The sequence below is a fragment of the Streptomyces sp. WM6386 genome (assembly GCF_000972385.1).
Classification (GTDB): Bacteria; Actinomycetota; Actinomycetes; order Streptomycetales; family Streptomycetaceae; genus Streptomyces.
Map to the genome: position 1 here is coordinate 19,946 of NZ_JXTE01000062.1, position 23,625 is coordinate 43,570.

Sequence of the window (23,625 nt, forward strand, 5' to 3'; positions counted from 1 at the left end):
CCAGGGTGTAACAGGCCGGGGCTAGGATGCGGTGCGACGTGACTCCCCGCACGGAGGAAGCCGCACATGCACAGCCCAGCAGCCGTGGCCCTCCCGAGGCCGAACCGGGCCCCCGCGCGATGATCGGCCGGGACCAGGAGCTGCGAGTACTGCGCGGGCTGCTGGCGGACGCGGCGGACGGACGCGGCGGTGCGCTGTTGATCCACGGCACTGCCGGCGTCGGCAAGTCGGCCCTGCTGCGCTCGGTCGGCGCCGAGTGCACCGAGGGCGGTTTCAAGGTGCTGAGCGCGGCCGGTGTGGAGACCGAGCTGTGGCTGCCGTTCGCGGCGCTGCAACTGCTGCTGCAACCGGCGGCCGACGGCATCGCGAAGCTGGCGTCCCCGCACCGCACCGCGCTCGTCGACGCGTTCAGCGCCACGCAGACCGAGCCCCACATCTTCCGTGTCGCGCTGGCCGTGCTCGAACTCCTTGCCGACGAGGCCGACCGGCAACCGCTCCTGCTGCTCGTCGACGATCTGCAGTGGGTCGATGCGCCTAGCCGGGACGTCCTCGCCTTCGTCGCCCGGCGCATCCGCGATCTTCCCGTGCTGATGGTGACGGCGTCCCGGCTCCACGCTCCCGACACCTACGCCCCGAGCGCACAGCCCGACCTCCAGCTGCAACCGCTCGGCCGGTCCGCCGCCGCCGAACTGCTCGACGCGGGTGCGCCGGACCTGTCGGCGCCGCTCAGGGCCCTCATCCTGGAGCGCGCCGCGGGCAATCCGCTGGCTCTGGTCGAGCTGCCCAAGACGGTCCAGGACATCGCGCCGCAGCTGGACGATCTCCCGCTGACCCAGCGGCTGGAGGACGCGTTCGCCGCGCGTACGGACTCGGCCGGCCCCGAGTGTCGAACGATCCTGCTGGCCCTGGCCGCCGAGCCCAACGCGCCACTGAGCCGGCTGCTGGAGGTGTCGAGCCGTCTGACAGGCACGAAGGTTTCCGTGGCCGCGGTGCAGGAGGCGATCGACGCGGGCCTGGTCGGTCTGGTCGGCCGTAATCTCGAGTTCCAGCATCCGCTGATGCGCTCGGCGATCTACACCCGCGCCACGGTCGCCGACCGGCTGGCCACCCACCGCGCCATCGCCGCGGCCATGGCCGACACCCCCGAGCGCAGGCTCCTGCACCTGGCCACCGCGACACTTGGCCCGGACGAGGAACTCGCCGCCCAGCTGGAACGTTTCGCCGACACGGCCCTGGCCCGAGGCAAGGTGGCCTCGGCCGTACCGGCCCTGCGCCAGGCGGCCGAACTCGTCCAGGACCCGCGCCGCAGGACCGAAATTCTGGTCCGGGCCGTCGAGTCCGCCAGCGAGATCAACGACCGGGTGCACACCCAGCTGTTGCTGGACCGGGCCGACATGAGCGAACTCGGCCCGCTGGAGCGGGCCCGCCTCATGGTCGTGTCCGACAAGGCGGCGTTCGAACCCGACGAGCCGCAGCGCCGGATCGAGGACATGGTGACCACGGCGGCGGGCGCCTTCGACACGGGGGACGTGCGGGTCGCCGAGAACCTGCTGTGGCGGGCCGCCGCCCGGTGCTTCTTCCAGGACGGCGACGCACGGGTGCGCACGCTGGCCGCGGCCGAGCTGGACCGATGGAAGCCCGATCCGGAGGCTCCCGTCGTCCTGACGGTACGCGCGTACACCGAACCGTATCGGTACGGCGCTGAGGTGCTCGCACGGCTCGGCAGCCTCCGGCCGGACCGCCAGGACGGCCGGATCATGCATTTCCTCGGCAGCGGTGCGATGGTCCTGGGCGAAGCCACCCTCGCCGCCCGGTACCTGTCCCTGGCGGCCACCGCATGGCGGTCCCAGGGCAGGCTCGGGCTGCTCGCCAGGTCGCTCGCGGGCAGTTGGCCGCGGGTGTACCTCGGTCAGCTCGATCGGGCCCGCGAGGAGTCCGGTGAGGGACTCGCCCTGGCGGAGGAGACCGGGGAATGGATCGTCTGGCTGGGGGTGAAGGCGACGGGGAGTCTGGTGGCTGCCCTGCGCGGGCAGACCGAGGACGCGGCGCGGATGCTCGGCGAACTGCGCGCCCATCGGCTGTTCCCCGGCATGCCGTTCGCCGCCGTCATGGCGCAGCAGGTCGAGGGCCTGCTCGCGCTCTTCGACGGACGCGCGGTAGAGGCGTACGACGCACTCGCGCGCGCGTTCGATCCCGCGGACCCGCACTACCACTCGGTCAGCCGCTGGCTGCTCGCACCGGACCTGGCGGATGCCGCAGTGGCCGCGGGTACCGTGCGGCAGGCCCGGGAACTACTGGCGGGGCTCCCCGAGTTGGCCACCCGAATGCCCTCCGAGATGATGGTGGTGGCCCACGTCTACACCGAGGCGGTGCTGGCCCCGGACGACACGTCGGAGGAGCACTACATCGCGGCGCTGGCCGCGTTGCCCGCCGGATGGGCCCTGGCCCGGGCCCGGCTGCACCTCCACCACGGCCGCAGACTGCGTCAGCGACGGCACTACGTCGATGCCCGGAACCCGCTGCGCCGTGCCCGCGACGAGTTCGACCGGATGGGGGCGCGGCCCTGGGCGGAGACGGCTCGCGAGCAGTTGCGTGCCGCCGGGGAGTCGAGTGGACGGCGGCACGCGAACACCAGCGACCGGCTGTCGGCGCAGGAGATGCAGATCGCGGTGCTCGCGTCGCAGGGTCTGAGCAACCGGGAGATCGGCCAGCGCCTGTTCATCTCGCACCGCACCGTCGGAGCGCATCTGTACCGCATCTATCCCCGCCTCGGCATCACCGGCCGGGGCAAGCTCGCCGGTGCGCTCGCCGCACTCCAGGACGGACATCCGGCGAGCGAATCATCGGGCGCGGACGCCGGCTGACGACACGAGGTCACCCGCGTGACCGGCCCCTCTGTTGTGCGGTGGGGCTGCCGAAAGAGGCTGCTCCTCCCAGTCGATCACGGGCGCGGCGATCAGCAGACGGATTACCATACTCAGCGAAGATTCATGACAAGGGAGCTGCCATGGCGAGGCGCGGTTCACGGGCCGGGCTCCTCGGCAGGGAGAACGAATGCAAGGCTCTCGACGATCTCCTGGCAGGCGCCAGAGCCGGGCGCAGCGGTGTCCTGGTCCTGCGCGGTGAGCCCGGGATCGGCAAGACCGAGCTGTTGAGACATCTCCTCGGTCGTGCCACCGGATGCCGCACCATCAGGGCGGCCGGCGTCCAGTCCGAGATGGAACTCTCCTACGCCGGCCTGCACCAGCTCTGCGCCCCTCTGCTCAGCGGTCTCGACCAGCTGCCCGAGCCGCAGCGTGATGCGCTCGGTACGGCCTTCGGGCTCCGCGGCGGCCCCGCGCCCGACCGGTTCCTCGTGGGTCTGGCCGCGCTGAGTCTCATCGCGGACGCCGGAGGCGAGCAGCCGCTGGTCTGCCTGGTCGACGACGCGCAGTGGCTGGACAAGGCATCCGCCCTGACCTTGGAGTTCGTGGCTCGCCGCCTGCTTGCAGAATCGGTTGTGCTCGTCTTCGCCGTCCGTGAACCCAGTGCCGGCCACGCCCTTGGCAGCCTTCCCGAGCTGTCCATCACGGGACTGACCGAGCGGGATTCCCGGACACTGCTCGATTCGGTCGTCACCGGTCCGCTCGATGAACGGGTGCGCGACCGCATAGTCGCCGAGTCACGCGGCAACCCCTTGGCCCTGCTGGAGCTGCCGCGCGGGTTGAACGCGGCGGAGATGGCCGGAGGCTTCGAGCGTCCGGACGCCTGGCCGCTGTCGAGCCAGATCGAGCAGGGGTTCCTCCGCCGGGTCCAGGCGCTGCCGGCCGAGACCCGACGCCTGCTGTTGCTCGCCGCCGCGGAACCGCTGGGCGATGTGACACTGCTGAGGTGTGCCGCCGGGCGCCTCGGAATCGACCCCGACACGGCCGTGTCGCACGAAGGCGTGATGGACCTGATCACGCTCGGCAACCGGGTGCGGTTCCGGCATCCGCTGGTGCGCTCGGCGGCCTATCGTGCGGCGGGACCGCTCGAACGTCGCGAAATACACAAGGCGCTGGCCGACGCCACCGACGCCGGGCTCGACCCCGACCGCCGGGCCTGGCACCTGGCCGACGCCGCCTCGGGGCCCGACGAGACGGTGGCCGCCGAACTGGAGCGCTCCGCGGGCCGGGCCCTCGCACGCGGCGGCATCGTCGCGGCCGCCGCGTTCCTCCAGCGCGCGACCACGCTGACCCAGAACCCCGCGCGACGCGCACAGCGCGCGGTGGCCGCAGCGCAGGCGAAACTCCACGCCGGGGCGTTCGAGCCGGCTGCCGCTCTCCTCGCCACGGCGGAGGCCGGCCCCCTCGACGAACTGGGCCGCGCGCGGATCGAGGTGCTGCGCGCGGGGATCGCCTTCGCACAGAACCGTGGCGGCGAGGCCCCGCTGCCGCTCCTCGTCGCCGCTCGCCGGTTCGGTCGGCTCGGCGATGTCACACTCGCTCGTGAGACCTACCTGGACGCCGTCGAGGCGGCGATTTTCGTCGGCCGCCTGGCGCGCGGCCCAGGACTGCTGGAGGTGGGCGAGGCCGCCCGTGAGGCACCGCCGGCCCGGCAGCCACAGGTGTCCGACATGGTGCTGGACGCCCTCGTGGTGCGTCTCACCGATGGCTACCCGGCCTCGGCGTCGATGATGGCGCGAGCACTCGAAGCGCTCTGCGACGAGCGGCTCCCCGTACCGGTGCAGCTGCGTCGGCTCTGGTTCGCCTCGTTCATCGCCTCGGACCTGTGGGACGACGAGCACTGGCACACGGCCGCGACGCGTCATGTGACGGTCACCCGCGAGGCCGGAGCGCTCAACGCCCTGCCCGACGCACTCGACTCCCGTGTGTTCGTGCACCTCATCGCAGGGGAACTGGCGGCTGCCGAGTCGCTGATCGAGGAGACCGCGGTGGTCTGCGCGGCAACCGGCAACAGCAACTCGGCACGCCTTGGCCCCCTCGGCCTGGCTGTCTGGCGCGGTCGCGAGGACGAGGCCCGTGCGTTGATCGCCGCGGCCCTGGCCGCGGCGCTGCCGCGGGGTCAGGGGGCCAGTGTCACCGTCACACGCTGGTACGAGGCGGTGCTCTGCAACGGGCTCGGTCAGTACGCGCAAGCGCTGGCCGCGGCCCGGGAGGCAGCGGCCGAGCAGCGGGAGTTCGCCTCGCCGCGGTGGGCCCTGACCGAGCTGATCGAGGCGGCCGTACGGAGCGGTTCACCGGAGTCGGCCACTGACGCGCTGGAGCGACTCTCGGAGGCGACGCGAGCCAGCGGCACCGACTGGGCGCTGGGCGTGGAAGCGCGCTCGCGGGCGCTGCTCAGCGAGGCCGACACAGCGGAGCGGCTCTACCGCGAGGCGATCGAGCGGCTCGAGCGGACCCGGGTCCGTATGGACCTCGCCCGTGCGCACCTGGTGTACGGGGAGTGGTTGCGCCGCGAGAACCGCCGCGTCGACGCCCGTGCCCAACTGGACGTCGCGCACGAGATGTTCAGCCGGTTCGGGGCAGAGGCGTTCGCCGAACGCGCGCGAGGCGAGTTGCATGCCACGGGGGCGAAGGTCCGCAACCACACGGTCGCGACGCCCACGGCTCTCACCCCTCAGGAGGCGCAGATCGCCCGGCTCGTGGGGAAAGGGCTGACCAACCCCGAGATCGGCGCCCAGTTGTTCATCAGCCGGCACACCGTCGAGTGGCACCTGCGCAAGGTGTTCTCGAAGCTCGGGGTCTCTTCCCGCCGGGAGATCCGCGCCATCCAGCTCGAGGGCGAGGCCACATCGGCCTGATCCGCGCGGTCGCGTCTGTCAGTCACATCCGTTTCATACGAGACCGTATCGAACGAGTCAATGGCGGTAAACTGGCCTCATGTCAAGCGAAGCCTCTTCCGACGCGGTCCCCGCGCGTGTGACCGACCGCCCCGGGGACGCGTCGCCCTTCGCGCTCGGCCTGCTGCTGCGCCGAGCGCACTGGCGGGCGGCCGCGGTGATGGAGGAGGCTCTGAGGCCGCTCGGCATCGAGCTCCGGCATTTCGCCGTCCTCATCGTGCTCGTCGACCGCGGGCCCACGTTGCAGCGCGACCTGGTGGCGGCGACGGGGTCGGACAAGGCCGGCGTCATGCGTGTCGTGGACGACCTGGAGCGCAAGGGACTTGCCCTGCGCAAGGCCGTCCCGGGGGACCGGCGGGCCCGGGCGGTGGAGATCACCGCCGAGGGTGTCGAGCTCTACGACTCCGCCCATGTGGCGGCGGAGCCGCTGGCCGAGCGCCTCGTCGTCGGACTGGCACCCGGCGAGCCCGAGCGGCTGATGGACCTACTGACCCGGTTCGCCTATCCCGCCGACACCGACGACTAGGCGACGCCGCGCACGCCCCGCAGTCGCTCCGTGAGTTGTTCGGCCTTGGCGGTCGCTTCCTTGAAGGCGCGTTCGCGGGAGGTCTCGTACAGGGGGACCAAGTCGCTCATGGCCGGATTCTGCGGCGCCAGTGTGAGCTCCGGGACGATGAAGTCGAGGTCCAGACCGAGGGTGTCCCTGAGGACGGCCTCCAGGTAGTTCTGTACGAACTCGAAACCCTCGCGCGGTGTGCCCGGCGCGTACGAACCGCCTCGGCTGGCGACGACGACGGCCGGGGTGCCCTGGGCGGAGGGGTTCTCGCCTGCGGTGCGGCCGAGCAGAAGCACACTGTCGAGCCACGTCTTGAGAGTCGACGGGATCGAGAAGTTGTGCATGGGCGCGCCGATCAGGATCGCGTCCGCCTGCTCCAGTTCCTCTATGAGCGCCAGACGTGCGGCGAACGCGGCGGACTGCTCCGGCGTGCGTTCTGACGGCGCGATGTAACCCGCGGTCCACGCGGCGGCCGTGATGTGCGGGACGGGGTCGGTCGCGAGATCACGGTGGATCACCGTGCCCTGCGGGTGCTGCTCCTCCCATGCCTTGACGAAGGCGGCCGTGACCGAGCGGGACGAGGACGCCTCGCCGGGTAGTACGGACGAATCGATGTGCAACAGCGTGACCATGGACGTTCTCCCAAGTAGTGGTGTCTGAAGGCAGGGACCCGCTCTCGACGATTCATTGGACTCGATCGAGAAGGTATTGAATGATACCATCTCGATCGCAACGGAATTCGACGGGTCGAGCGTCAGGGAAGAGGTAGGCGATCATGGATGTCCATGAGGCCGTGAGGAGTCGGCGTGCGGTGCGTCGCTTCAGCAACCGGCAGGTTCCGAGGGAGACGCTGGAGCGCGTGGTGACCAGCGCGGCCTGGACGCCGTCCGCGTCGAACCTCCAGCCATGGCGGGCCTATGTGGTCACCGGAAGTCCCCTGGCCGAGCTCAAGCGGCGCGCCGGCGAGCGACTGGCCTCGGGCGAGCCCTGGGACGAGGCGGAGTACCAGCAGTACCCACCTGCCCTCAAGTCCCCCTACCGCGAGCGCCGATCCGCCTTCGGCGAGCAGCGCTACGGAGCGCTCGGCATTCCGCGCGAGGACGTCGAGGCCCGTCAGAGGGCGGCCTCCGCGAACTGGCAGTGCTTCGGTGCGCCCGCCGCCCTGTTCTGCTACATCGACCGCCACATGGGTCCGGCCCAGTGGTCGGACGTCGGTATGTACCTGCAGAGCGTCATGCTGCTGCTGCGCGCCGAAGGGCTGCACAGTTGTCCGCAGATGGCCTGGGCGAAGTACCACAGAAGCGTCTCGGAAGTCCTGTCGCCCCCGAGCGAACTCATCCTCTTCTGCGGCATGTCGATCGGATTCGAGGACGCCGCGGAGACGGTCACCCGGACCGACCGGGCCCCTCTCGACGAGACGGTCACCTTCGTCGACGGCCGCTGACACCACCGGTCGACACTGTCTCACACCGCTCCACCGCGCATGTCACACCTTGGGCGGGTGCCCTGTCATAAAGGGGTGAGAGCAGGCATGAACCATGCCGACGCGAGGAGCAAAGCGATGACCGAGATGCCCCACGTCCGGCCGTGGCCGGAGAATCCGGAACCGTTGGGCCTGCGCGCGCTTCCCCGTCCTGTGGCCGTGGTGGTCGGCGCCGGTGGTGTGCTCGGCGCGGCGCATGTGGGCATCGGATACGCGCTGGAGCGGCGCGGATTCGTTCCGGACATGATCATCGGGACCTCGGTCGGAGCCCTCAACGGGGCCATCGCTGCCGCGCATCCCGAGGAGGCCGCCCCATGGCTGGACCATGTATGGACCCGGCTGCGCCGCCGTGAGGTGTATTCGCTCGGCCATCCGTCCTCGCGGGCCAGCGTCTTCACCGACCGCGGCCTGCGGCGACTGATCTCCCGGGCCCGACTGCCGTCGCGGATCGAGCAGTTGGCGGTCCCGTTCACCGCGGTGGCCATGGACCTCACCACAGGCGCTCCCGTACTGCTCGACCGCGGAGACCTCGAGTCCGCGCTCCTTGCCAGTGCGGCGATCCCCGGAATGCTGCCCCCGGTGGAGCGGGACGGCCGGACTCTCGTCGACGGGGGAGTGGTCGCCTACGTCCCGGTGCTGGCCGCCCTGCAGGCCGGGGCCGCCAGTGTCGTGGTGGTGGCGGCGGGACCGGAGAGCTCGCCGTTGCGCCCCGTCGAACCGCGCCCACGTGCCGGGGCGATCGCCGCTCGGGCCGGCCTGCTGCTCCTGCACCACCAGATCGAGCGTGACTTGCAGGAGGTGTCCGGGCACATCCCCACCGTCGTGCTCCCCACCGGTATCGACACCTGGCCCGCGCCCTGGGACTTCCGCCACTCCCAGCGGCTGATCAGCACCGCGTGCCGGACAGCGGGGCGCTTCCTCGACGAACTGCGCATCAGCGGACCGGGGCTGTACCGCGTCGCCGACCCCTGCACGACATCCGCCGGCCCGTGCGGCCCATCGACTTCTTCGCCAGTGGAGGCAGGACTGTGAGCACCATCGTGTTCCTCAACATCGGCATGCACGGACACATCAACCCGACACTGCCGGTCGTGGCCGAACTCGTGCGCCGCGGCCACACCGTCGTCTACCACACCTCACCTGCCTTCCGTGAGGAGATCGAGGCCACCGGCGCGACGGTGCGCCTCGACCCCGGAGGCGACCAGCCCTTCCCCGCCGAGCCGACGCCGCTGGCCTGGATGGAGGCGCTGGCGGTCACCACCCTCGGCCGGCTGCCCGCCCTGCTCACCGAGCTCCGCCATGAAGGGCCCGACCTGGTCGTCCACGACAGCGCCTGTCCGTGGGGTGCGGTCGCCGCTCGTGAACTCGGCGTTCCGGCGGCCTCGTCGTTCACCACCTTCGCCTTCAACAGCCATGTCCCCAGCCCCACGCGGGCCTCCTGGGAGCTGCTGGCCGAGGCGAGGGCCCGCCCGCGCACCTTCCGGGGCTATCTGCGGTCCCGTCGGGAACTGCACCGACGCTTCGACACCTCGGGGCTGCCACTGCTCGACCTGGCGAACATCCGCCAGCCGCTCAACCTCGTCTACACATCGCGGGAGTTCCAGCCCGCCGTCGAGGAGTTCGACCGGTCGTACCGTTTCGTCGGCCCGAGCATCGGCGCCCGCCCCGTCGACCCGGCGTTCCCGGTGGACCGGCTCCAGGACCCGGTGTCGTACGCCTCGTTGGGCACGGTGTTCAACGCCGGCCCGCAGCTGCTGCGCAGTTTCGCCACCGGGCTCGCCGCCTTGGGCGGCACTGTCGTCGTGTCGACGGGACAGACCGATCCCGACGAGCTGGGACCGCTGCCCGCGAACGTGCTCGCCCGGCGCTTCGTGCCGCAGCCGGAAGTGCTGGCCCGCGCGGCGCTGTTCATCACCCACGGCGGGATGAACAGTGTCAACGAGGCCATGCACGCCGGGGTTCCGCTGCTGCTGGTCCCGCAGGGCGCCGACCAGCCGATGGTGGCCCGCCGCGTCGTCGAACTCGGTGCAGGCCTGACGATGCGCACCCAGGACGTCACCAGGGACTCCGTACGCGTCCTCGCCCGACGCCTGCTCCGCGAGCCGGGGTTCAAGTCGGCCGCGACGACCCTGAAGGCCGCTCAGCACAGGGCGGGCGGATACCGGCGGGCCGCCGACGAACTGGAGCAGTACACGCGGGCCGCGGGCTCGGTCCATGAGCCGGTGCCCGTCGATCCGTCACAGCGAGGCTGAGCGATGTCGATCCTCGTCGCGGTCCTGCTGCTGTTCGCGGGGGTGTCGGAGGCGGTCGGGCGCATCGTCCCCCTGCTGGCGCGCAGGCCCGGCATGCCACGCACCCTTGTCGCGGGGCTGCTGCTGGCCGCCGGGCTTGTCGAGGGCGCCGTTTTCGCGCTGTGGCCGCTGACCGCGTGGAACCTCGCCGAGCTGGTCGTGTCCTCCCCGCCGCCGGGAGAGAACCTGCCGTGGACTGCCGAGCCGGCCGCCCCGCTGCTGCTCGCCGCCGTCCTCGCGTTCCCGATGCTCGGGCGCTTTCTCCATCTGCTGCTCTTCGTGGGCGTCGGTGCCACTCTCGCCGACCCGCTGGCGACGGCCACGGGGCTCGGCTGGTGGAGTGCCGCCGGTTGTGTGGCCGTCGCCGGGGTCGGGCTCGGCCTGGCCGTGGAGACCGTTCGACGTCTGGTCGTGAGGATCAGCGTGCCCCGGGCAACGGAGTCGATCGCATGAACACCTACCTGCTCTGGGCCCTGGTTCTCGGCCCCGTCCTGATCGCCGAGGCCCTGCTGTCCCGTCACGAGGTGCTGGTCTACGGCGCCGGTCTGCGCACCCCCCTCACCCAGCTCCCGGAGGGCGTTCCCTACGCCCGGGGTGCCGACCCCGACCGCCCGCCGGACGCCTACTTGGTCTACCTGGACGGCATCGGAAAGCGTCGCGTCCGCGACACCAGGGACGGCGGCCAGCTGGTCCAGGCGGTACTCGCCGGAGCGCCGGAACTGCGGGTGCTGGGCCAGGTGCAGCCGTACTCACCGCTGGCCGACCCGCTGGCCGACCGGCCGGTGTGGGCGTGGCTGCGGCGGCGCATCGGGCTGCTGCTGTTCCTGCACAACGTCATGCAGGTCTTCGTCGCCGCCGACCACCGGTACCGCCCCCTGTACAACCGGGCCGTCGGATCCCAGATCGGCACGCAGCTCCAGCTTGCCGGATACCGGCCCGGCAGCGGCGTCCCCGTGGTGCTGCTCAGTTACAGCGGTGGCGCCCAGGTCGCCACCGGCGCGGTCGAGGAACTGTACGCCCAGTTGCGGGCCCGGGTCGTGGTGATCACGCTCGGCGGGTTCCACAACGGGGCCAACGATCTCACCCACGCCGAGCATGTGCATCAACTCACCAGCGCCGGCGACCGGATCGAGCGGGTCGGCACGTGGATCTTCCCGCAGCGTTGGCGCCTGTTCCGCCGCAGTGGATGGAACCGGGCCGTTCGCTCCGGGAAGGTCACGGTCCATCGGCTCGACCCGGCCACCCACCTCGGGCCGCACAGCTACATCAGCCCGGAGGGCCTGCTGCCCGACGGCCGCAGCTACCTCGACCACACCACCGACATCGTGATCGCGCTCGTCCGCGCCCACTGCGGCGCGACCGCGGTGACGGACGAACCGCGGCCGTGACACCGGACGCGGAGGGCGGTCAGCCGCCGGCGCCGCCTCGCTCGGCGGCGGTGCCCTCGTCGTCGAGGCCGCCGACCATGCCGCGCAGGAGGGGGCCGTACTCGGGGTGGGCCAGGGCAAGTGCCATCTGGGCCACCAGGTAGTCGGCCGGGTTGCCGGTGTCGTACCAGCGGCCCTTGATGACCTGGCCGTAGACCGCGCGGGTGGCGGCGTACGCGTTGATGGCGTCGGTGAGGTAGATCTCGCCGGTCCGGTGTTCGTACCAGCGGCGGGTCTGCTCGCGGAGTTCGTCGACGATGCCAGGTGTGATGACGTAGCCGCCGATGGCCGCGTACGACGACGGGGCGGCCGCGGGCTCGGGCTTCTCGACGAGGCCGGTGATGCGTAGTTGGCCGCCGCCGAGGTCCTCCTTGACGAGGGGCACGCCGTACCGCTGGGAGTCGGTGGGGTCCATCGGCAGGAGGGCCAGCACCGGGCAGCCGGTCTGCTCGTAGGCGCGGATCAGCTGCTGGGCGCGGGGCACCTCGGCGACGAAGACGTCGTCGGGCCACAGCACCAGCACGGGTTCGTCGCCGAAAGCCCGTGCGGCGTTCAGCACGGGGGTGCCGTTGCCGTACGGGCCGTACTGGTCGAGGTAGGTGATGTGGCCCCGGCGGGCGAGCTCGCCGACCTCTTCCACGGCGTCCGCGTAGGCAGTCTTGCCGTCGGCGCGGAGTTGCTCGACGAGGGCGGGATTGGGGCGGAAGTGGTCCTGGATGAGGCTCTTGCCGTCGGACACCACGATGGTGATGTCGGTGATGCCGGAGTCCACCAGCTCGCGCACGGTGTGCTCGATGACCGGCTTGTCGCCGACCGGGAGCATTTCCTTCGGTGTCGCCTTCGTCAGGGGCAGCAGACGCGAGCCGAGTCCGGCGGCGGGGATCACGGCCCTGCGGATCGTCGGAGACATCAGGTCCCTCTCGGTCGGGACGGCCAGGTCGGTGAAGCTCAGCCGATCCTGCCACGCCGGGCCCCCATACGGTTGACCGGGCCGGTCGTGCGGGCAGTCCGAGCAGAGCGCCGGAAGCGGCTTCGATCCGCTCGTCGAGGTACACCATCTCCTGGCGCACATCCCTGACACGGGCCTCGACCTGTGCGGCTTCGGCGGTCCGTGACACGACCGCGGCTGTCGTGTCGATCTGTTTCCCGGCGGCTGGAGTCATGGCGGGTCCAGGCGTATCGCCGAGATGCCTCGCGGGTGGCGCTCGCCGTCGGGGATACGTGTCAGTCACGACGACCCGGTCGAGTGGCGGGTCGCCGGCGCCAGTGCCGCGAGATGTGCGGGCGATGCTCGCCTGTGGACACGGAACGGATCAGGACCGGCGCCACACGAACGCGGTCGCGACATGCCAATGTTGTGACACCGTCACAGAACCTCCGGCTGTCCGGTCATTATCTGCGAACGGTTGTGTGAGCCCAGGAATGTGCGGCGGTCACAGTTCGCCCGTTCCGAGTGGGTCGTATGGAGGTGAAGCACAGTGTCGTGCACGGACTCAGTGAACGGGACCGGCGTTCAGCTCGACCTTGAGGGTGAGCCCGAGCGTGGGGTCAGGGCTGGTGAGACCTTGGTCGACGAGGACGAACTGGCCGAGCGGGCCTTTCTGCCTGCACCGCGTTCCACTGACTGACACGGAGGCAGCGATGTACGAGCAACGGACAGAGGCCGAGATGAGGTTGTACTCCGAGAGGACAGCCAGGGAACTCGCCCTGAAGAGGCTGCAGAAGGAGAGGGGCGACAACGACGACATCTCCGAAAAGTATGAGAGTGGCGGAGTGAACAGCGACTTCCCGGAGAACGGCTGTATCACTGAGCACGATGACGTCAGGGACATGTCGCCTCCGGCCGACGAAGCACGCGTGACCACGGGGACGACGGCGATCAGGGACTCGGAGCGAGCCGACTGACCGCCGGAGCCGGCCGACCTTGCCTGGGCGCGAACACCGCCGCCGACGTCTTCGAGGCAGCCGTTGCCCTTTGTCGGCTTCCTTGCCCCCCGCGCTCGGCGGGACGAGGACGAGACTTCGTCGAGTCTGCTCCTCTCCTCTCCTCTCCTCTCCTCTCCGGAGATCACGGACGAGGCTGTCTGGCGTCCCATCCGACCGCTCGTGGATGGGAGATGACAGGTGGTGGGCCGCTTGCCTTCGAGAGGCAAGGATCCGCGACGTTGGACAGCCTGGTGGCGGAAGTTGGGTCCGCGACGCTGTGTCACTACGCTCCGGCGTGGATGGGCTCGGCAGTGCGCTGAGAAGCAGGTCAGTCAGCATTGAGTCGGCACGCCGCTTCTTCTCTCCCGGTGCTGGTTCCGTGCTGACTTTGTCGGCCGCAATCGTGGAGATTGCGTCCTAGCCCCGATCGAATGGGTTGTCGTACGACTCGATGGTGGCCTCCACAGGCGGGTGGGTGCCAGCACCCGAGGCGGCTACAGGAGCGGGAACGTCAGTACCAGGAGGATCAGGAGAGCCAGTGTCCCCGCCCAGATCGCGGTGAACCGGTCCGGCCTGATCCCGTCGGCCATCCGTCGCTCCTTCGCGTCGTAGGAGGCCGCCACCCGGCCCGCGATCGGGTACAGGGCCACGGGAAGCACGAGCAGGACCGCACTCGTGCGAAGGGGCGCGGCCGGCACGTCGTCCGCCTGGAGCACGAGGTCGGCGACCTGCAGCAGGGGTATCACGCTCGCCACGTGATACGCCGGTCCCAGCCGTTGCGGCACCTGGCCGTAGCGCCGCGCCTTCTGCGCTTTGCGTACGAACGCGTGCACGCCGATCAGGCACATCCCCGCGGACGCCGCGAAGATGTACCAGCAGCCCGATGCGGAGATCGAGAACAGCATCCTGCCCCACCCTGTCGATCGCTCTGCCTCATTCTGCGCGGGACAGGGCGAACTGACCGAAACCGCGGGTTGGTTGGCAGGTTGACGCGAGGCGAACGGGGATCAGCTGATGCAGACCAGCCCGAGCAGGCAGAGCCCCGAGGGCGAGGACGACGACGAGGACTCGGACGGCGGGGGAGTCGCCGCCGATGTGTCCGTGCTCGACGTGTCGGTGCTGTCGGTGGCGGAGGGAGTGGGCGAGGCCGACGTCTGGGCGACCGTGTCCGTGGTGTCGGACACCGTGGAAGCGGCCTGTGACCCGGCGGAGGACACGCCTGTGGTCAGCGAATCAGTGACGCTGTTCTGCTGGACCGCCTCGGTGGTGGGCGTGGCCTGGGGCGTGGTGGCCGTCTGCTCGTGGGGTGCGTTCGCAGTGGACGAGCGGTTCGTGGACGAGGTGCCCTTGGACCGGTTCGTGTCGGCCGGCGTCGCCGAGGCCGGAACCGGCACGGTGGCCTGCTCCTCGGCGACGCCCATGGCTTCCCTGTCCGGTGCGGAGGCCGCCTGAGTGCGGTCCGTGGACTGGCGGTCCATCGAGGTGACGGTCAGACCGCCGCCGACCAGGGCGACGGCGGTGGCCACCAGTGCCCTGCGCTGGGTCTTCTTCCAGCGTTCCCGCTGGCGTCGGCGTGCCGCGCGGCCCGTCGGCGCGGGGGACGGGGCGCCCGGGCTGTCGTACGGGTGCTCCTGCGGTGCCTCGCCGTCTTCCTCGGCAACGGAACCCTGGTCGTGCCACAGGTGGCTCGGGGATTGCCACGTTGCCGCGACCGGGTCGGGGGCCGGTGCGGTCGTTCCGACGGCGAGGGGCGCGATGTCCGGGGCGTAGGCGCCGCACCCGGGGCACACCAGGGCGCCGTTGAGATGCCGACGGCATGTGGAGCAGTAGTCCATCTGCGGTCTTCCTGTGTTCACTTTTCGCACGGGGGAGCGAGTCGCGAGCAAAGGTAGCGACGCTTTCGAAGGGGCGTGTGCAGTCTGTGTGTCATCCCTGCGCAGATGTGCGCGTGGCGTGACCTCACAACGACACATCCCGGCCTTGTTTCCGTTGGTTGCAGGGTGTTTGGCCTGCTTCCCGGTCAAGCTGCGCGCTTGTGCATCACGCTGAGGGACTGCCGGTCGAAGGTGAGCCGCCTCAAACCCCCGGCCCGGCGTGCTGTCGGCGCACCATCTCGGAGATCCAGACGGGGGCGAACGGGGATGTGCAGCCGGGGGAGGTCGGGTAGTCCTTGAGGACCTGTAGGTACTCGCCGATGGCGACGGCGCGGGTGCGGTGCTCGGGGTGGTCGATGCCGATCTGGGCGAGGCAGTGGTTCATCGCCCATTGCAGGCGGTCCGGGGCGCCCTTCATGTCGGCCTCGATGACGTCGAGCAAGCCCGCGAGACCGAGGCCCTCGGGCCTCTTCGTGACCCGCTCGGTGGTCAGTGCCCAGCCGGCGCTCGCGACCACGGGATCCGGATCGGCGAACCAGGCCAGGCGCAGCTCTTCGGAGTGCGGGCTCTTCTTCACCACGTAGTTCACGAGCCAGTCGTGCACCTTGGGTGTGCGTGCCGTGCGCAGCATGCTGTCCAGCTCGTCACGCTCGAACGCCTTCGGGCGGCAGATCAGGGTCGCCAGCAGCTTCGCCGCGGTGTCGTCGGTCGCCCAGAGCCGGCGCGCGAGTTCCTGCTGTGTCTTGAGCCGCCTCGCGAGCGCGCGCAGCTTGCCGAGGTTGACACCGTGATCGTCACCGTGTCTCTCGTTGACCTCACGTGCCTTCGGGTCCTCGAGCCCGGCCAGCTCGGCCATCACCTCGGCCACCGTCGTCCCGGTCACCTCAGCCTCCTGTTCCTGGCCGCCTGGGCCTCCCGTCCGTCACGAGCGGGATTCAGCCTACGAGGGAAGTCATCGGTCGGGAGACCGTCGCGTCGGATGTCAGAGCCCGCAGGTCGGCGAGTACCTGTGCGTCCGTTCCTTCCAGGGCGGACAGTGCGCTGTGCCATCGGCGCCGGGCCGTGCGTTCGTCGCCGATTGCGCTGAGGACGTGACCGAGCTCGTGCTCGGTGAGGCCCCGCCCGTAGGAGTCGCCGCGTGCGGTGGTCTCCTGGAGCAGGACCATGCATGCTTCCTCGGCCTGTTCGAGGCGGCCAAGGGCGGCAAGAACGTGGTCTCGGCCGAGTTCTGCTGACCTGGCCCGGGGGCGCCCGCACTCGTAGACTCGGAGTCGATGATGGTCAAAAGCCGACAGGAGATTCCCGAGATCCCCTTCGCCGCCCCGGCCGGCACTCCTGCCGGGGTCGAGGTCATGTCGTTGGCCGAACTGCGAAGGCGGGCACCTGAGGACGTCCTGGCCCGGCCGCAGCGCCCCGACTTCCACCACCTGGTGACCCTCACCTCGGGCGAGCTCCACCACACCGTGGACTTCACCGGGCACACCCTGCGGCCTGGCTCCTGGCTGTGGGTGCGCCCGGGGCAGGTGCAGCAGTGGGGTGGCCTCACCGTGGCCGAGGGCACGGTGGTCCTGTTCCGGCAGGAGGTCCTGGACGCCGCCACGGCGACGGCCGCCCGCCTCGACGACCCGCACGCGCCGGTCCTCAGCACCCCTGTCGCCGAGGACGCGGAGGCCCTCGACCTGGCCGCGGAGCACCTGAGCCGTGAGTTCGACGCGCTCGGCCGGCTGCCCCTCGAGGTGCACATGGCGGCCCTGCGGCATCTCCTGGCCGTCCTCGTGCTGCGGCTGGCCCATCTCACCGTCCCGGAAGGCGCCCCCGCGCCCGTTCCCGACGAGACGTACCTCCGCTTCCGTGACGCGGTCGAGCGGAACTTCACGCGCACCCGGCGGGTGGAGGACTACGCCGACCTGCTCGGGTACTCCGCCCGTACCCTCGCCCGGGCCACGCTCGCCACCGCCGGCGTCAGCGCCAAGGAGTTCGTCGACCGCCGGGTCGTGCTGGAGGCCAAGCGGCTGCTGGCGCACAGCGAGCGCACCGCTGCCCAGATCTCGGACCGGCTCGGCTTCGCCAACGCCTCGCAGTTCAACAAGTACTTCACGCACCGGGTCGGCGATTCACCGATCGACTTCCGCGACGCGGTGCGGGGGCGCGCCGGGCAGCGGGCAGGTGAGAGCCCCGGGTGATCTTCGCGGTACCGGTCGGCTCGGGATCCCCGAGGTCTCGCAGCCCGAGCCGTACGGCAACATCGGGAGTCCTTGTCAGCGGGGCGGCATACCGCGCACGACGTCGGCGACGCTCCTGGCGGGATGCCCGGTGAGACGGGGAACGGCGTCGCTGACGCCGTCGAGTTGACCCGCCGCGATGGCCGTGTACGTGGACACCCAGGCGTCGAGCTCCCACTGCGGGGCACCGTAGGAGGCCCGGGAGGCGTATGCCTCCTCGATCGTCTCCGGGTGATAGGTGACCTTACGGCCCTGAACCTCGGACAGCACGGCCGCGGCCTCGGCCAGCGACAGGGACTCCGGTCCGGTCAGGTCGTAGACCGCACCGGCGTGCTCGGCCGGCCGGTTCAGGATCGCGGCGGCCGCATCGGCGATGTCGTCCTGGGAGACGAACGCGGCCCGCCCCTGCCCGGCCGGGCCGCGGATGACACCGTCCGCACCGGCCAGATCGGGCACGAACTCGGCGTAGATGTTGTCGCGCAGGAACGTGTACGCCAGCCCGGTGGCGCGGATGTGTTCCTCGGTGTGGAAGTGGTCGCGGGCCAGGGTGAACACGGCGTCGGGTGCCGCGCCGAAGAAGGAGACGTACACCAGGTGCCGTACGCCGGCCTCGACGGCGGCGTCCACGAAGGCGCGGTGCTGGGCGAGCCGGTCGGCGCTCTCGGAGGCGGACACCATGAGCACGGTCTCCGTGCCGGTCAGGCCCCGTACGACGGCCTCGTGGTCGTCGTAGCTCGCACGGACGGGTGTCGCCCCGGGGAGCCGCGGCGCCCGCTCGGGGCTGCGCACCAGCAGCCGCTGCGGCACGTCCCGCTCGGCCAGGCGGCGGGCGACGCGTCCGCCGAGGCGGCCCGTGGCTCCGGTGACCACCACTGTCGACTCGGACATGATCCAGATCACTTCCTTACACGGTCAGTGCGTTCAGGAGCCGGTCCGCACCGAACGGCAGGGACAGCGCACGGCTCCGAGGTCGGCGGGGACGTCCGGGTGGACGGGGCCGACCCCCACCAGACGCCCCCGGGGGTGTGGCGTACGAGATTCTCCATCGGCGCCGGATCACGCCCGGCACGGAGCGTGTCCGTCTCCCGCATGGCCTCCTCCTCCGGCTGGGTGTTCCGGCCTCATGGCCATGGCCGACGGCCGAAGCGGAACGGCCGAATCCCAACGTAGGGGGAGGAAGCGCACGCGGCGGAGCCGGATCACGACTGTCGATGGTCAGAATCCGACAATCTACTCCCCGGAGGGTGCGGTCAGCGCGACACCGAGGGCCACCGGGGTGCCGAAGTTGGGGGTGCCGTCCGCGTTCCAGGTGAACTTCTGCGCCCGGGGGGTCCGGTTCATGTCGCAGCCGCCGCTCGTGGAGTTGTTGGCGTGGTAGACGATCCAGTCCTCGGTGCCGTCGGGCGACTTGAAGAAGCCGTTGTGACCGGGACCGTACACGCCGTTGGCGTTGGACCGCTGGAAGACCGGGTTCGGGGACTTGACCCAGGAGGCGGAGTTCAACGGGTCACCGCCGTTGTAGGTGAGCATGCCCAGTTTGTAGTCGGGTGTGGAGCAGTGACTGGCGGAGTAGACGATGAACGTCTTCCCGTTGCGCTGGAGGACCTCCGCGCCCTCGTTGACGGCGCCGCCCACCGTCTCCCAGCTGTAGGTCGGGGTGGACAGGATCCGGCGGGTGCCGCTCGCGGTCCACGGGTTCGACAGCGGCCGGATGAACATGGGCTGCGAGCCGTTGTAGAAGGTGCCCAACAGATAGAGCTGTCCGTTGAGTTGGAGGATGCCGGGGTCCAGCTCCCAGGTGTTGTCCTGGGTCGGGTCGAGCAGGTCGGCCTTGAAGCTGTACGGCCCCATCGGGTCGAGGCCGGCGCTCTCCAGGACGTGGATGCGCTGGGTGCCCAGGTCGTACGGCTCCCGCCCGGCCGTGTAGTAGAAGTACCAGCGCTTGCCGTTGGGCCCGTCGAGCAGATGGAACTCCGGCGCCCACATCGTGCCCGCCCCGTTGGGCCTGGTCAGGTTGAAGATCACCTGGTCGGTGGCGGTGGCGAGACCGGCGAGCGTGTCGGCCTTGCGCATGGTGACCGTCGAGTTCCAGGTGGTCGTGGCGAGGTAGTAGTACCCGTCGTAGTACGTCAGCCAGGGGTCGGGTCCGTGCTGGGAGAGCGGGTTGGTGAACGTACCGGGGGTCGTGCCGCCGCCGGAGAAGCCGGGCAGCCGCCACACCCTGCCGTTGGCGGCGGAGCACGGCAGCTGCACCAGGTTGGTGTTCGGGGCCGACGAACCGCCGCTCGGGGCGACGCACTTGCCGGAACCGACGGAGACCAGGTTGAACGTCTTGTCGGTACCGGCGACCGTCACCGGGACGAGCCGCCACTGCTGGTTCGTGCCGCTGTGGCAGGGCCACTGGATGATCGCCGCGTTGTCCGCCGTGGACGCGCCGTACACGTCGACGCACTGGCCGGACTGGGTGGTGATCGTGTAGACGTCGGCCGCACCCGACACAGGGGTGAGGCCGAGGTTCTGGTTCGCGGCCGAGTTGCAGGCGAAGGCGCGCAGTTGAGCGCCGGCGGTCGCCGAACTGCCCGGCAGGTCCAGGCAGTTGCCCCCGTTCTGGTTCACCGCCGTCGAAGTGAGGGCGACGGCGGCGGAGGCGGGCGGTGCCACGAGGAAGGCGACCGCCATGGTGAGCGCGGCGAGGAGCGCGGACAGACATCGGGATCGGGTCACGGGCCGTACACCTTTGCTTCGAGGAGGCCGACGGAATTGGTGCCGTTGCTCGTGAGCAGCACCCGTAGTCGCGTGGTGCTCGTCGCGGTGAACGTGACGGAGTTGTACTGGTTCTTGGTCAGCGTGTACGCGCTCGCGCCGGGGACGTCGACGTAGGCGCTGCCGTTCCAGTACTGGAGCTTCCATGCGGACGGCATGTCGATGCCCTGGTCGTCGTCGAAGAAGTAGACGTCCGCCTTGTCGAGGTTCCTCGCGGACGGCCAGGTCAGCTCGGCCCACTGCCGGCCGGTCTCCGGCCAGGTTCCCCAGCGTGGGTTCACCGTGTCGTTGGAGGACGGTGGGTCGGTCCCGTCGTTGACCGCCGTGACGGTCTCCCAGGGGGAGGTGTACGACGCGGTCGCGGTGGCGGATCCGGCCTGGTTGACGGGTGGTTGGGCCCCGCCCCGGTTGAACACCTTCACCTCGGTGAGGCCCGTCTTGGCGCCGGAGGCGTTGGTGGCCAGGACCCGGACGCGCTGGGCGCTGAGCGCCGGGAACGTCACCAGGTTGTAGTTGGCGCGCGGGGCGGCCGGACTCTTGGTCTGGCTCGGCACGTTCACCCATGAACTGCCGTTGTAGTACTGGATGGTGTACGCCGACGGCGCCCGGTAGGTCGTGCTCGCCGGGCGGCTGTCCTTGAAGTACAGGCGTACTTCGTTGAGCGTGCGGGCGGTGCCGAAGTTCAGCTCGTACCAGTCCTGGCTGTTGGGGGAGCCGCCGGCGCCCCAGAAGGGTTCGTTGGTGGGGTAGCCGTCGACCGCGCCGGACGCGCTGGCGCCGGACCCGGTGTGGGAGGCGGACACGGTCGCGCCGGAGGCCAGGTTGGTCAGGTCGGCGGTGGGGTCGATGCCTGCCTTGGCGAGCATGTCGACCATCCGGGGGCTGCTCTGCACGACCTGGTTGGGGGCCTTGAGACCGGAGACGGCCGTGTGGTGGGTGACCGTGCCGTTGGTGGTCACGTCGCCCGTGGCCGGGTCCCAGGTGAACGGCACCAGGGTGCTGACCGTGGCGGCCCGGCTGCCGTTGACGTAGATCGAGTAGCCCTCCGGGATGCCCGGGTAGCGGACCACGCCGTCGGCCGGGTCGTCCCAGACGATCGACAGATCGGCGCCCCGGTAGCGGAGGTTGTTGACGGTGAAGTGGCTCCACCCGATGTCGATGGGGGAGAGCTCGACCTTGGCGTCGTTGCGGGGCCGCAGCCCGGCGACGTCCTCGATCACGGTCCAGTTGCCGCTGCCCAGGATGTTGTGGTGGATCCAGGAGCGGTAGTCGATCGAGCTGCCGTTCCAGTCCGCCCAGAACTCGTTGGCGTCGGGCCACTGGGTGTTGCCGCCGACGTACTGCGCCCAGGTGTTCCAGTAGAGGAGCTTCTTGTAGTCGGTCGCGTTCATCCAGGAGTTGGGGTAGTTGCGCAGGACCGAGGAGTAGAGCCGGAACTGGACGGTGGAGTTGATGGTGGAGAAGTTGTTGGAGCCCGGGTTCCCGGCGTCGGCCGCGGCCTGCTTGTCGACCTGGTTGGCTGTGTAGAAGGGGAAGATCGGGTACTGGGCCGGATCGTCGTACAGGCGCAACGCCTGCTTGTAGGTGGCCGTGTTGGGCACCGCGCCGACCGAGAACGGGTAGTAGTTGTTGATCTCCTTCCAGGGCACCCACTCGTTCGTCGACTTCAACCGGTGCTCGAACAACTGCCGGTTCGGGTTCCACAGCACGTTGACGATCGCGTCCTTGATCTGCGTCGCGAGCGTGCGCATCTCGGTGGCCTTCGCCGTGTTGCCGACCGCCTCATAGGCCTGGGCGGCTGCGAGTGCGCCGCTGTACTGGTAGGCGGATTCGGCGCGGTCCATGTTTCCGGGCTTCCAGTGGAAGGAGACGGCGTCGGCGTCGTTGCCGGTCAGGGCGCCCCAGTCGTACTCGATCAGCTTGTTGTTGTCGTGGTCGTAGTAGGCGAGCTGCCCCTTGACGTCGCCCTCGGCGTAGCGGGCCAGGTTGGCGGCGATGCCGGGCTGGCCGCCGTGGATCTGGTAGCTCTTCCAGGCCGCCTCGGCGATGTACTGGGTGTAGCTGTTGGACCAGTTCTCCGGGTCGCCCGGGTTGTCGAGGAACCGGCCGCCCTTGGAGACCTGGCCGACGCTCAGCCAGTCCCCGTACGCGTAGGACGGGTCCCGCAGGTACTTGAGGTCGTCGATGTGCATCGGCTGGGTCAGCGCGATCGCGTTGTTGTAGCCGAGGACGCCCTCGGTGGAGGTCGGGAACTGGAAGGTCTGCCCGGGGATGTCGGCGTCGAGGTTGTTGAAGCGCATCAGCCACCAGCGGTAGTAGATGTTCTTCTTGATCGCCGGTTCGGGCACGTCGATGTAGGGCACGTTCTGCGCCCACCACTGGTTGTAGGCCCGGACATGGGTCGCGAAGGCGGTGGTGTTGGAGTAACCGGCGTAGGCGTTGTACTCCGTGAGCGAGGCCGGGATCTCGTCGGTGACGAAGCCCATCACGACCTTCGCGGTCGCCGTGGCTCCGGCCGCGATGGTCACCGAGCGGTTGAGGCCGCCGCTGGAGACGCTGAAACCGTCGCCGGTGAGCCGGGGGCGCAGCGTGGTCAGGTTGTTGTACGCGTTGACCTGGCCGGTCAGCTCACTGCCGCTGCCTGTCGTGGCGTACGGCGAAGTCGCCCGCAACTGAAGGGTGGTGGAGCCGCTGCCGTTGTTCTTGATCGACAGGTTCGTCACCGCGACGTTGTTGTCGGTGATGAACTTGGTCTGGGTGACCGCGATCGACCCGCTGGAGTGCACGCTCCTCCAGTGGCTCGGCGCCTGCCACCGCTGGGAGACCTGCTCGGTGAAGGTGCCCGGGCTGATCGCGACGCTGTAGGCGTTCTGGTCGTTGACGCTCTCCCAGTAGGCGACGTTGCCGCCGAAGCCGAGCACCGCGGGGTTGTGCGTCTTCATGAACAGAGCACGCCCCCGGCTCATCAGCCAGGGGCCGGCCGGGTCGTCGCCGGAGCGGGCCAGCAGACGGTCCATCCAGAAGTCGGTGCCCGAACTCTCGGCGTCGTAGATCGCCTTCATCATGTCGCCGGGCGTGTGGGCGACGGGCGGGGCCGGGATCGCGGGGCCGCTGAAGGTGGGGAAGCCGATGGTCTGGGCGGCACGAGCGGGGGTGGCGGTGAGGACGGAACAGACGAGGAGTGCCAGGACGATCAGGAGGCGCTGTAAGACGGGCTCGGTTCGTCTTCGCATCGGATGCTCCCCTTGCTGAAAAGACCTAA

General features: G+C 70.1%; 19 protein-coding genes. 11 read left to right on the forward strand and 8 right to left on the reverse strand.

Annotated elements, in window-relative coordinates:
• Nucleotides 1-38 precede the first annotated feature (38 nt).
• From TN53_RS30685 to TN53_RS30695, 3 genes are all read left to right on the forward strand, one after another.
• Nucleotides 39-2,864, forward strand: a complete 2,826-nt coding sequence (locus TN53_RS30685; RefSeq protein WP_234441734.1) for an ATP-binding protein — start codon at nucleotides 39-41, stop codon at nucleotides 2,862-2,864.
• Nucleotides 2,865-3,007: 143 nt separating this feature from the next.
• A complete protein-coding gene (locus tag TN53_RS30690; protein WP_046261988.1) occupies nucleotides 3,008-5,782 on the forward strand; it encodes a helix-turn-helix transcriptional regulator in 2,775 nt (924 codons plus the stop codon).
• 79 nt (nucleotides 5,783-5,861) lie between these two features.
• Nucleotides 5,862-6,347: a MarR family winged helix-turn-helix transcriptional regulator gene (locus TN53_RS30695; RefSeq protein WP_046261989.1), complete on the forward strand. Its 486-nt coding sequence runs from the start codon at nucleotides 5,862-5,864 to the stop codon at nucleotides 6,345-6,347.
• Here TN53_RS30695 and TN53_RS30700 read toward each other — a convergent pair.
• Complete coding sequence (locus TN53_RS30700; RefSeq protein ID WP_046261990.1) at nucleotides 6,344-7,009, reverse strand: FMN-dependent NADH-azoreductase; 666 nt, start codon at nucleotides 7,007-7,009, stop codon at nucleotides 6,344-6,346. The genes TN53_RS30695 and TN53_RS30700 overlap by 4 nt on opposite strands.
• 143 nt (nucleotides 7,010-7,152) lie before the next feature.
• On the opposite strand from TN53_RS30700, the gene TN53_RS30705 reads away from it, so the two are divergent.
• From TN53_RS30705 to TN53_RS30725, 5 genes are all read left to right on the forward strand, one after another.
• Complete coding sequence (locus tag TN53_RS30705; RefSeq protein WP_046261991.1) at nucleotides 7,153-7,821, forward strand: nitroreductase; 669 nt, start codon at nucleotides 7,153-7,155, stop codon at nucleotides 7,819-7,821.
• A 117-nt stretch (nucleotides 7,822-7,938) separates the two neighbouring features.
• Nucleotides 7,939-8,892: a patatin-like phospholipase family protein gene (locus TN53_RS30710; protein ID WP_046261992.1), complete on the forward strand. Its 954-nt coding sequence runs from the start codon at nucleotides 7,939-7,941 to the stop codon at nucleotides 8,890-8,892.
• Nucleotides 8,889-10,112 carry a macrolide family glycosyltransferase gene (locus TN53_RS30715; protein WP_046261993.1) on the forward strand — a complete coding sequence of 408 codons (1,224 nt, stop codon included), beginning with the start codon at nucleotides 8,889-8,891 and terminating at the stop codon, nucleotides 10,110-10,112. The genes TN53_RS30710 and TN53_RS30715 overlap by 4 nt, the downstream gene beginning before the upstream one ends.
• A 3-nt stretch (nucleotides 10,113-10,115) precedes the next feature.
• Nucleotides 10,116-10,604, forward strand: coding sequence for a hypothetical protein (locus tag TN53_RS30720; RefSeq protein ID WP_046261994.1), 489 nt, complete (start codon nucleotides 10,116-10,118; stop codon nucleotides 10,602-10,604).
• Entirely contained in the window at nucleotides 10,601-11,539 is a 939-nt protein-coding gene (locus TN53_RS30725) for a hypothetical protein (RefSeq protein WP_046261995.1), read from the forward strand. Before TN53_RS30720 ends, TN53_RS30725 begins: the two co-directional genes overlap by 4 nt.
• Nucleotides 11,540-11,558: 19 nt before the next feature.
• On the opposite strand, the gene TN53_RS30730 is transcribed toward TN53_RS30725, so the two are convergent.
• A complete protein-coding gene (locus TN53_RS30730; RefSeq protein ID WP_046261996.1) occupies nucleotides 11,559-12,488 on the reverse strand; it encodes a UTP--glucose-1-phosphate uridylyltransferase in 930 nt (309 codons plus the stop codon).
• Nucleotides 12,489-13,219: 731 nt separating this feature from the next.
• Here TN53_RS30730 and TN53_RS30735 point away from each other — a divergent pair.
• Nucleotides 13,220-13,483 (forward strand): hypothetical protein, encoded by a 264-nt coding sequence (locus TN53_RS30735; protein ID WP_046261997.1) that lies wholly within the window; start codon nucleotides 13,220-13,222, stop codon nucleotides 13,481-13,483.
• Nucleotides 13,484-13,998: 515 nt separating this feature from the next.
• Here TN53_RS30735 and TN53_RS30740 read toward each other — a convergent pair.
• The 3 genes from TN53_RS30740 to TN53_RS30750 form a co-directional block, all read right to left on the reverse strand.
• Nucleotides 13,999-14,409 carry a hypothetical protein gene (locus tag TN53_RS30740; protein WP_046261998.1) on the reverse strand — a complete coding sequence of 137 codons (411 nt, stop codon included), beginning with the start codon at nucleotides 14,407-14,409 and terminating at the stop codon, nucleotides 13,999-14,001.
• 102 nt (nucleotides 14,410-14,511) lie between these two features.
• Nucleotides 14,512-15,339, reverse strand: coding sequence for an SCO2400 family protein (locus TN53_RS30745; protein ID WP_046261999.1), 828 nt, complete (start codon nucleotides 15,337-15,339; stop codon nucleotides 14,512-14,514).
• Nucleotides 15,340-15,580: 241 nt separating this feature from the next.
• Nucleotides 15,581-16,234 (reverse strand): DNA alkylation repair protein, encoded by a 654-nt coding sequence (locus TN53_RS30750; protein ID WP_046262057.1) that lies wholly within the window; start codon nucleotides 16,232-16,234, stop codon nucleotides 15,581-15,583.
• 235 nt (nucleotides 16,235-16,469) lie between these two features.
• On the opposite strand from TN53_RS30750, the gene TN53_RS47490 reads away from it, so the two are divergent.
• Both TN53_RS47490 and TN53_RS30760 read left to right on the forward strand, forming a co-directional pair.
• A complete protein-coding gene (locus TN53_RS47490) occupies nucleotides 16,470-16,613 on the forward strand; it encodes a hypothetical protein (RefSeq protein ID WP_159038218.1) in 144 nt (47 codons plus the stop codon).
• Between the two features lie 39 nt (nucleotides 16,614-16,652).
• The gene (locus tag TN53_RS30760; RefSeq protein WP_199924673.1) at nucleotides 16,653-17,561 is read left to right on the forward strand and encodes a helix-turn-helix domain-containing protein; all 909 of its coding nucleotides are present in this window, start codon (nucleotides 16,653-16,655) and stop codon (nucleotides 17,559-17,561) included.
• 75 nt (nucleotides 17,562-17,636) lie between these two features.
• On the opposite strand, the gene TN53_RS30765 is transcribed toward TN53_RS30760, so the two are convergent.
• The 3 genes from TN53_RS30765 to TN53_RS30775 all read right to left on the reverse strand — a co-directional run bounded on the left by TN53_RS30765 (nucleotide 17,637) and on the right by TN53_RS30775 (nucleotide 23,596).
• Nucleotides 17,637-18,488 (reverse strand): SDR family oxidoreductase, encoded by an 852-nt coding sequence (locus tag TN53_RS30765; protein ID WP_046262058.1) that lies wholly within the window; start codon nucleotides 18,486-18,488, stop codon nucleotides 17,637-17,639.
• 342 nt (nucleotides 18,489-18,830) lie between these two features.
• Nucleotides 18,831-20,324: a family 43 glycosylhydrolase gene (locus tag TN53_RS30770; protein WP_046262002.1), complete on the reverse strand. Its 1,494-nt coding sequence runs from the start codon at nucleotides 20,322-20,324 to the stop codon at nucleotides 18,831-18,833.
• Nucleotides 20,321-23,596: a discoidin domain-containing protein gene (locus TN53_RS30775; protein WP_046262003.1), complete on the reverse strand. Its 3,276-nt coding sequence runs from the start codon at nucleotides 23,594-23,596 to the stop codon at nucleotides 20,321-20,323. Before TN53_RS30775 ends, TN53_RS30770 begins: the two co-directional genes overlap by 4 nt.
• Nucleotides 23,597-23,625: the final 29 nt, after the last annotated feature.

Excerpts from the sequence above, each read along its gene's own strand:
- TN53_RS30765 (WP_046262058.1), bottom strand. The coding sequence starts at position 18,488 with ATGTCCGAGTCGACAGTGGTGGTCACCGGAGCCACGGGCCGCCTCGGC.
- TN53_RS30725 (WP_046261995.1), top strand. The coding sequence starts at position 10,601 with ATGAACACCTACCTGCTCTGGGCCCTGGTTCTCGGCCCCGTCCTGATC.
- TN53_RS30705 (WP_046261991.1), top strand. The coding sequence starts at position 7,153 with ATGGATGTCCATGAGGCCGTGAGGAGTCGGCGTGCGGTGCGTCGCTTC.
- TN53_RS30690 (WP_046261988.1), top strand. The coding sequence starts at position 3,008 with ATGGCGAGGCGCGGTTCACGGGCCGGGCTCCTCGGCAGGGAGAACGAA.
- TN53_RS30750 (WP_046262057.1), bottom strand. The coding sequence starts at position 16,234 with ATGGCCGAGCTGGCCGGGCTCGAGGACCCGAAGGCACGTGAGGTCAAC.
- TN53_RS30720 (WP_046261994.1), top strand. The coding sequence starts at position 10,116 with ATGTCGATCCTCGTCGCGGTCCTGCTGCTGTTCGCGGGGGTGTCGGAG.
- TN53_RS30730 (WP_046261996.1), bottom strand. The coding sequence starts at position 12,488 with ATGTCTCCGACGATCCGCAGGGCCGTGATCCCCGCCGCCGGACTCGGC.
- TN53_RS30775 (WP_046262003.1), bottom strand. The coding sequence starts at position 23,596 with ATGCGAAGACGAACCGAGCCCGTCTTACAGCGCCTCCTGATCGTCCTG.
- TN53_RS30740 (WP_046261998.1), bottom strand. The coding sequence starts at position 14,409 with ATGCTGTTCTCGATCTCCGCATCGGGCTGCTGGTACATCTTCGCGGCG.
- TN53_RS30735 (WP_046261997.1), top strand. The coding sequence starts at position 13,220 with ATGTACGAGCAACGGACAGAGGCCGAGATGAGGTTGTACTCCGAGAGG.
- TN53_RS30760 (WP_199924673.1), top strand. The coding sequence starts at position 16,653 with ATGATGGTCAAAAGCCGACAGGAGATTCCCGAGATCCCCTTCGCCGCC.
- TN53_RS30710 (WP_046261992.1), top strand. The coding sequence starts at position 7,939 with ATGACCGAGATGCCCCACGTCCGGCCGTGGCCGGAGAATCCGGAACCG.
- TN53_RS30745 (WP_046261999.1), bottom strand. The coding sequence starts at position 15,339 with ATGGACTACTGCTCCACATGCCGTCGGCATCTCAACGGCGCCCTGGTG.
- TN53_RS30695 (WP_046261989.1), top strand. The coding sequence starts at position 5,862 with ATGTCAAGCGAAGCCTCTTCCGACGCGGTCCCCGCGCGTGTGACCGAC.
- TN53_RS30700 (WP_046261990.1), bottom strand. The coding sequence starts at position 7,009 with ATGGTCACGCTGTTGCACATCGATTCGTCCGTACTACCCGGCGAGGCG.